The 2,680-nt window shown below is 60.4% G+C and carries 3 protein-coding genes; 2 read left to right on the top strand and 1 reads right to left on the bottom strand.

Annotated elements, in window-relative coordinates:
• Positions 1-546, bottom strand: a 546-nt coding sequence (locus AC1DJT_RS35900) for a right-handed parallel beta-helix repeat-containing protein (RefSeq protein WP_476835975.1), incomplete at its 3' end; no start/stop codon positions are given.
• A gap of 192 nt (positions 547-738) precedes the next feature.
• Between AC1DJT_RS35900 and AC1DJT_RS35895 the strand changes: the two genes are divergently transcribed.
• Together AC1DJT_RS35895 and AC1DJT_RS35890 are read left to right on the top strand one after the other, a co-directional pair.
• On the top strand, positions 739-1,605 hold the full coding sequence (locus AC1DJT_RS35895) for an FkbM family methyltransferase (RefSeq protein ID WP_441505575.1): 867 nt from the start codon (positions 739-741) through the stop codon (positions 1,603-1,605).
• 69 nt (positions 1,606-1,674) lie between these two features.
• On the top strand, positions 1,675-2,680 hold a 1,006-nt coding region (locus AC1DJT_RS35890), incomplete at its 3' end, for a glycosyltransferase (protein WP_476835974.1).

Raw genomic sequence — 2,680 nt, 5'->3', positions numbered from 1 at the left:
GATCAAGGCGCTGGTGTTGTTCAGCGCCTTGATCTGGGCGTTCTCGCTCCAGATCCCGACGGAATGGTTGCCGAAATAGCAGGACCGGAAGACCGCGCCGGACGAACTCGCGATATAGGCTCCAATGCCAGGCGAGTTCATGATCTGACAGTTATCGAACAGGACGTCCTGGGCATTGCCGGCGATTGCGATGAAGGCCGGGCGCTGAGAGACATAGTCTGTCAAGGCCCGGTTCTGGCCGTCGAAGAAAATCCCCTCGAAGCGAACCTGGTTCTGCCCTTCGATCCGAAGGAATGTATTCGCTCCTGTGAAACGCAGGACGACCGAGCTGGGCATGGCGCGAACCTGCAACGGCTTGCCGCCGCCATTCGTCGGCAGGACCGTGACGGTGCCCGAGTCATAAACACCGGGCTGAAAGAAGAGAGGCCTCCCCTGATTGCGGGCGTAGTCGAATACGGATTGGAGGTCGGTGAATGTAGTCCAGCCGGAACTCGCTGCGGCGGTGCGGGCAACCACAGCGTCGTCGAACAGGGCGTAGGATGGCATCGAATATCTCCATATCGAACATAACGAGAACGATATGGGTCAGTATTCCTATCCACGTCAAATGCACCGTGCATAACTCACGATGTCCGAGCGTAGGTGCGGCCGGGGACAGCGATGCACGGGCCCATTAAGCGTTCGGTAGAGGATTGGGGCTATGCGTCGCGATCCATGCCGTTAGGGGAGATTGCGGCGATGCTGCCGATCAAGGAAGGGCGTCTGACATATGCCGTTCAGCGCGCGCATGACCTTCTGATCAAGAAGCTCGTCCCAAGCAGCAGAAAACACCTTCCGCCCCATCCTCGGATTGCGGTGATCCCAACGGACTATCTCGGCATCTCGATCATTGGAAATGGGGTGTATGAACGTCGCGAGATCGCGTTCCTCAAAGCCCTCTTCAAAGAGAGGAACCTCGGCTCATGCATCTTCCTGGATATCGGCGCGAATATAGGAAATCATTCCATAAACTTCGCAGATTCGTTCGAGGAAGTGATATCGTTCGAACCCAATCCTCCTATCGCCTCGCTGTTGAAGACGAACGTCGTGCTTTCGCAAACGGGCAACATTCGCGTTCATGAAGTCGGCCTCGGCCAAGCAGATGCCGAGTTGAGGTTTTCCTTGCTTGAGCAGGGAAACGATGGGAGCGGCAGCTTCGCGTCTGGGCAGGGAGACCTTGTGCTGCCAGTCCGCCGGGGCGACGCATTCCTAGCTCAACGAGAGCCGGCAATTGCATCGGGTGCGAAGCGGGTCGGGTTTGTCAAATGCGACGTCGAGGGGTTCGAGGCAGATGTATTTGCGGGCCTACGGCAAACCTTCTCATCTCATCGCCCGATCGTTGCATTCGAGAGCAACGATAGCACCGCGGGCGAGGGAGCATGGGCCGAACTGAAGGCTGCTGGCTACGACACCCTGTACTCTCTGCGCGAAACTGGAGATCACCGGGGCAAGCTTGCTCAGGAGCTGAGCCGACTGACATTCGGCTATTCCTGCTGGCTCGAGGAAGTTGCCAAGGTTCCGATACGACGCTGCAATCTTGTGGCGAGCTTCGGTTCACTGATCTGAGGTTCAGCCCACGCAGCGCGCCGCCCAGGATAAGTTAACGCCGGTCAAGTGCTCGAATTCAGGACGCGTATGCCTGGCTCCCGTCTCTCTCCCACGCCCTCCGTGATCATCTTCGGCTCGGCCAAACCCGTCACCTGCGCGGTGATGGACTATGCGCGCCGACTTGCCAACGCCATCAACGCGCAGCGTCCCGGTTTTGCCACCCTTCACACGATAGAGCCCGACCAGCCCGCAGCCTTCGTCCGTGCCATCGCCGGGGMTCTGCGCGAGGACCGGATTGCACATTTTCAGCTTCCTGTCGAAGGCTGGGGGAACGCGATCCTGCCAGGTTCGGCGCTGATGCTGGCGCGGCTCTGGACGCGCAAGGGGGATACCGTCGCGACCTTGCACGAGTGGGCCTCGCTCAACCGGCTGCGCTACCTCTCGATCATCCCCGACATCCTCGCGACCGACGGCTTCATCTTCGTTTCGCAACAGCAGCGCGAGAGCTTTCTCAAGACCCCGCTGGTCGGGCCAAGGAGGAAGCTCGCTGCCCCGGTCATCCCGATCGGCCCGAACATCATGCCGGCCCAGATCGATCCGGAACGTGTCGTCGAGGAGCGGACGAAAGCACTGGGCAGCGGCACGATGCGAGCCGACATCGTCATCGGCTATTTCGGCGTGCTCTATGCGAGCAAGCGCCCGGACATGCTGCTGCGCGTCGTCAAGGCGCTGCACGAGCGTGGCATCAAGGCGCGGCTCCTAGTCTGTGGTGACTTCCTTTGGGACAAGCCCAGGGATCGCGAGGCCTTCTTTGCCCTCGCGCGCGAGCTCGGCATCATCGACTGGCTCGACTTTCGCGGCCGCATCGACGACGAGGGCGAGTTGATGGCAACGCTTTCGGCGGCTGATGTCTTCCTGCTGCCTTTCACCGACGGCATCAGCACGCGCCGCGGCAGCTTCCAAGCCGTCAGCCAGCTCGCGATCCCGCTGGTCTCGACCGAAGCCGAGCGTCGGGACGAGTTCGACCTGTCGCCCTCCCTGAAGACCAAGATCGATAGTCCAGCGACAGTGCTTTGCCCGGTCGATGCGGCAC

This window comes from Allobosea sp. 05T422_2 (genome assembly GCF_056396265.1).
Note: the sequence above shows the minus strand (reverse complement) of the source record. Positions and strands in the feature narration are given on the sequence as shown.

Bases quoted from the DNA above. Each gene is read 5' to 3' on its own strand.
- AC1DJT_RS35895 (WP_441505575.1), top strand. From the start codon at position 739: ATGCTGCCGATCAAGGAAGGGCGTCTGACATATGCCGTTCAGCGCGCG.